The organism is Methylobacterium sp. WL18, from assembly GCF_008040015.1.
GTDB lineage: Bacteria > Pseudomonadota > Alphaproteobacteria > Rhizobiales > Beijerinckiaceae > Methylobacterium > Methylobacterium mesophilicum.
Window position 1 is genome coordinate 1 of sequence record NZ_VRVD01000417.1, and the last position, 4,194, is coordinate 4,194.

Sequence of the window (4,194 nt, forward strand, 5' to 3'; positions counted from 1 at the left end):
CTCGACGCGGGCTACGGCGCGGCGGACCGGCACTATCACGGCTGGCCCCACATCGCGGCGCTGCTCGCGGGGCACGATTCCGTGCGGGCGCATCTCGATTTCGCGGGCGTCGACGGCGACGCCATCGATCTCGCCATCGCCTTCCACGACGCCGTCTACGACACCGTCCGCGCCGACAACGAGGCCCGCAGCGCCGACCTGCTGCGTGCCGAGGCGGGGCCGGCGTCCGGGGATGCGCGCGTCCGGGCCGCGATCGCGATGATCCACGCGACGGCGGCGCACGGCCCGAGCGCGGACCCGGCGACCCGGCTCCTTCTCGACCTCGATCTCGCCGTGCTCGGTGCGCCGCGCGCCGTCTACGCGGCCTACGCGGCGGCGATCCGCCGGGAATACACCGCCGTTCCCGAGGCGGCGTGGCGGCTCGGGCGCGCCCAGGTCCTCGACCGTTTTCTCGCCCGGCCGCGCCTCTACCAGACCGACCTCTTCCACGACCGCTTGGAGGCCGCCGCCCGCGCCAACCTCGCGGCGGAAGCGGCCGGGCTCCGCGCCGGCCCCCCGGAATAGTGACGTCCCGCATGCGTCCCTCGCGCCGCGTCGCGCTCCTCGGCCTGCCCCTTGTGCTCGCGGCCTTCGCGGCGGAGGGCCGGTTCGGCACCACGCGGTACCGCCTCGCCGGGACCGCGTACGCCGTGCCCGACGCCTACGAGTTTTCCTGAAACGTCCGCCTGCCCTGGCTCGACGCGCTCCCGGGGCTCGGCTGGGAGCTGGCGGACTCGCTCTGGCTGTTGCTGCCCGCCGCCGAGGTCGCGGCGGGCCTCGCCGGCTACAGACCCCTCAGCCGCGGCCATGCCGGCCCGTTCGAGGCCGATCTGGTGGTCCACATCGTCGGCGACCCGGACGGGCGCCACTTCGCACCCCTCCACGCCCGGCAATGGGGCAATTTCGATGCGCGGCTGGCCGAGGGCGCGCCGTGGCGGCCTGACCCGTCCGGCGGCGAGCGCCTCGTCCATTCCGAGGGCGTCGACCACCGGCGCTTCTACCGCCTCCCGTCCCGGCACGCGGCGCGGCCGGCCGACCAGGCCCCGCCCAGCTGCCTCGCCTCGGATACCTCGGACAGGCGCGAGGTCTCCACCTGCACCTACCTCGTCCACCGCGGTGGCCCCACCTACGATTTCTCCCTGCGCCCGGAGAATCTGGCTGTGGCCGACCGCGTGCCGGCCTACGTCCTGGCGCGCCTCGCGGCCTGGAAGCGGTCGGCGCCGGCCCGGGAGAGGGTTCCCTGATCCGCCGCGACCCGGCCTACTGGCAGCGCCTGCGCAAGGACCGTCCCTCGAACGTGGCGGCCGGGCTCGCCCTCGTGGCGGGCCTCGCCGCCACCGTCTCGGTCATCGGCTGCCTCGTGCCCGGACCGCACGGCGCCGCCCGGGCCCAGCCGCTCTACTGGCTGTCGATGCTGCCCCTGGTCTGGTGGGCGAACAGCCTGGTGCGGTTCGAGCCGCGCGCGGTGCCGTGCTGGTGCTCCACCCTGGCCCTGGACTGCTTCGGCGCCGGCGCAGGCCTCGCAGCGGCCCTGTGGCGGGCCGAGGACTGGTCGCTGCCCGCCCTCGGCTTCGCCGTCACCCTTGCAAGCGCCGGAGCAAGCCTCGTGGTCCACCGCGACAGCTTGGTAGCGCGCGAGGGGCCGGCGCGCTGAGCGCCACGGACCCGTCAGCGCAGGCGGATCGGCCGCAGCGGGCCGTGGAAGAAGCCGGGCTCCATCCCGATGGCGGCGGCGCGCTCACCAATCACGGCGAGGCCGCCCAGCAGTCCGGCAATGGGAGCATCCAGCAAGCCCGGATGGTTCAGGGCCTTGCCGATCTGGCGGCCCTCCCACCAGAACTCCGCGAAGAGCAGGGCGAGGAGGCCGAGCAGCCCCCAGGTCACCAGGCCCTGCCCGAGGAAGTAGACACCGTAGGGCGGCGACAGGATCGTGCTGAGCTTTGCTAGACCGATCACCCCGGCAAAGCCCAGGACGAGGATCAGGAGCAGGCGGACCAGCAGGCGCCGATACAGGCGCAGGGCCAGGTTGAGTTCCTCGACGGAGGAATGGTCGAGACTCAGGGACATCCGGTTCCTCCTGTGCGGTTCTTCCGCCTGATACGGTCCGGGAGGTGTGGCTGACGGGCGGCCGCCCCGCAACCGGCACCGGGGCTGGTGACATCTCGGGGCCGGACGCCCATGCTCGTCCGTGGATGCGAGGAGCCCGAACCGTGCTGGCGATCCTGGACCGCCTGTTCTCCCGATCCGCCACGCCTGCCCCCGCGACGGGCCGCCTCACGCCCGAGCAAGCGGCGGCGATCGCGGCGTGCGCCGCGGCGGGAACAGGCACCGCCACCACCGGCACGGCCGTGCCGACACGGACGGACACCGGCCTCGTCTGGGACGTCTGCGAAGTCGCCTACGGCAGCGGCTGGCGCGTGTGCGTGGACGACGCCACGGGCGCGCCCGGCCCGGTCGGGCGCTGGGGCGTCCGGTGAACCGGGCAGTGCGAGAACGAGCGCTCGGTGCGCTCGTTCTCCTCGGGCTGACGGCCGGCCTCGTGCCCCAGACCGTGCGGGCGCGTGACGGAGGGCCCTATCCCTTGGCCTGCCGCGACGTGCACGCGGATTTCGCCCGCCATGAGGGGTGTGCCCGGCGCGCGGGCGATTGGATCCGCATCGATCCCGCCCGCCTCGCGCGCATGCCGTTCAAGGACGGGGTGACGGAGATCGTCGTCGACGGGATCGGCTGGCTCTGGACGCGCCGCGACGGGCTGGCGCTGCCGGTGTTCCCCCTCGACAACGGGCCAGACCCCTTCGCGCAGGGATTGGTGCGCGCTCGTCACGCCGGCAAGGTTGCGTTCCACGACCGGCGCTTGTGCCGGGTCCTCACCACGGATTTCGACTGGTCGTTCCCGTTCAACGCTCGCGGCGAGGCCCTGGTCTGCCGGGGCTGCCGCTCGGACGGGCGCCAGCCGTCCGCCATGGTCGGCGGCCGATGGGGGCTGATCGATCGGCGCGGCCGGCTGACGAGGCGGTTGGAGAAAGGCCAAGACGCCGCCCGGCGCTACTTCGACTGGCCCCGATGAGGAGCGGACGACGCGATCGCGATCCCGTGCAAAGGTTCAGCAGCCGCTCTCCGTCTGCCCCCATTGAGAGACGCCGATGCGACCCGTAGAACGCACACTCCTCGGCATCAGCCTGCTCGTCTCCCCGCAGACTTGCGGAGGCGTAAGGACGGGCATTTACCTTGAAGGAGACATCAGTCCTGTCTTTAGGGATCTTCAGCTGACCTCAGCCTGGACGCACCCGACTCTCATTCTTATGGCAAGACTCTAGATCGCGTACCGAGCGGTTGTAGGTCTCGTTGAAGCGTTGCGCCGGTTGGCTCGGATCACCCTTGGTGCGAATGTCCCGGGCGACGTCCCGGCCATGCCCAATCACGCTTGCGACCGTGTCGGTGTAGCCGGTGCAGGATGAGTTCGCCTTCGGGCTCATGCCGTCGAGGACCGTGCCGAGGTGGCGGTTGGCGTTCGAGACCTCGCTGAGTGCGGCCAGGAAGGGAGCGACATCCGCCTTCGGTCCCAGTGCCTCGAACCGCCGGACCGCGCGGCGCAGGGTGAGGCTGGTGGAGAGGAGGCGCCCTGCCGGCGCATCCTCCGGCAGGGCCGCCAGGCGGCGCTCATCCCGGGCGATCTCGCGCTCGAACAGGGCCGTGCCGTACGCGTCCATCGCCTTGGCGGCTGCGTCGACCCGGGGAACGAGGATCGCATGCTGCTCGCGGGCGAACTTGAAGCCATCCTCCTTGAACTCCCGCGTGGTCTGATAGCGTGTGAGCGCCTTCAGGATGGGATTGACCTCGCGCAGGGCCGCCAGCAGCCGGGCGGCCTGAGCATCCACCTCTGGCACGACGCCCGGCAAGGCAACGGCCTTCTCCAACTCGTCGATGACCCCATCGAAATCCACGATGCCGAAGTGGTACCAGGCGTTGGCGCCGAGCTTCGTTCCGAGCTTGAGCACCCGCTCGTTGTCGCGCCGGTAGTCGGCCAACTGCTGCTCCAGGGGATGAGACCGGACCAAGTGGTTCTGGGCCTCGGTGTAGGCATTGGCTTTCGCCAAAGCCTGAGCCTCGGGCGTCTGCGCCGGCGCCGGGCGGGCGGTCGCCCGAGGCTCAGGC

At 72.0% G+C, this 4,194-nt stretch carries 8 protein-coding genes; 6 read left to right on the top strand and 2 right to left on the bottom strand.

Annotation, left to right across the window (positions count from 1 at the left end; genetic code table 11):
- From FV228_RS21935 to FV228_RS21945, 4 genes are all read left to right on the top strand, one after another.
- Positions 1-564 (top strand): hypothetical protein (locus tag FV228_RS21935; RefSeq protein ID WP_147856542.1); only part of this gene is annotated, 564 nt, incomplete at its 5' end.
- An 11-nt stretch (positions 565-575) separates the two neighbouring features.
- Positions 576-716, top strand: a complete 141-nt coding sequence (locus tag FV228_RS33325; protein WP_187277861.1) for a hypothetical protein — start codon at positions 576-578, stop codon at positions 714-716.
- Between the two features lie 69 nt (positions 717-785).
- A complete protein-coding gene (locus FV228_RS21940; RefSeq protein WP_147856543.1) occupies positions 786-1,283 on the top strand; it encodes a hypothetical protein in 498 nt (165 codons plus the stop codon).
- 53 nt (positions 1,284-1,336) lie between these two features.
- On the top strand, positions 1,337-1,693 hold the full coding sequence (locus FV228_RS21945; RefSeq protein ID WP_238263008.1) for a hypothetical protein: 357 nt from the start codon (positions 1,337-1,339) through the stop codon (positions 1,691-1,693).
- Between the two features lie 14 nt (positions 1,694-1,707).
- On the opposite strand, the gene FV228_RS21950 is transcribed toward FV228_RS21945, so the two are convergent.
- Positions 1,708-2,106, bottom strand: a complete 399-nt coding sequence (locus FV228_RS21950) for an ABC transporter ATP-binding protein (RefSeq protein WP_147856545.1) — start codon at positions 2,104-2,106, stop codon at positions 1,708-1,710.
- Positions 2,107-2,249: 143 nt separating this feature from the next.
- Here FV228_RS21950 and FV228_RS21955 point away from each other — a divergent pair, with 143 nt between their 5' ends.
- Entirely contained in the window at positions 2,250-2,516 is a 267-nt protein-coding gene (locus tag FV228_RS21955) for a hypothetical protein (RefSeq protein WP_147856546.1), read from the top strand.
- 8 nt (positions 2,517-2,524) lie between these two features.
- Positions 2,525-3,106: a hypothetical protein gene (locus FV228_RS21960; protein ID WP_238263004.1), complete on the top strand. Its 582-nt coding sequence runs from the start codon at positions 2,525-2,527 to the stop codon at positions 3,104-3,106.
- A gap of 205 nt (positions 3,107-3,311) precedes the next feature.
- On the opposite strand, the gene FV228_RS21965 is transcribed toward FV228_RS21960, so the two are convergent.
- The coding region (locus FV228_RS21965) for a DUF3829 domain-containing protein (protein WP_147856548.1) at positions 3,312-4,194 on the bottom strand (883 nt) is incomplete at its 5' end.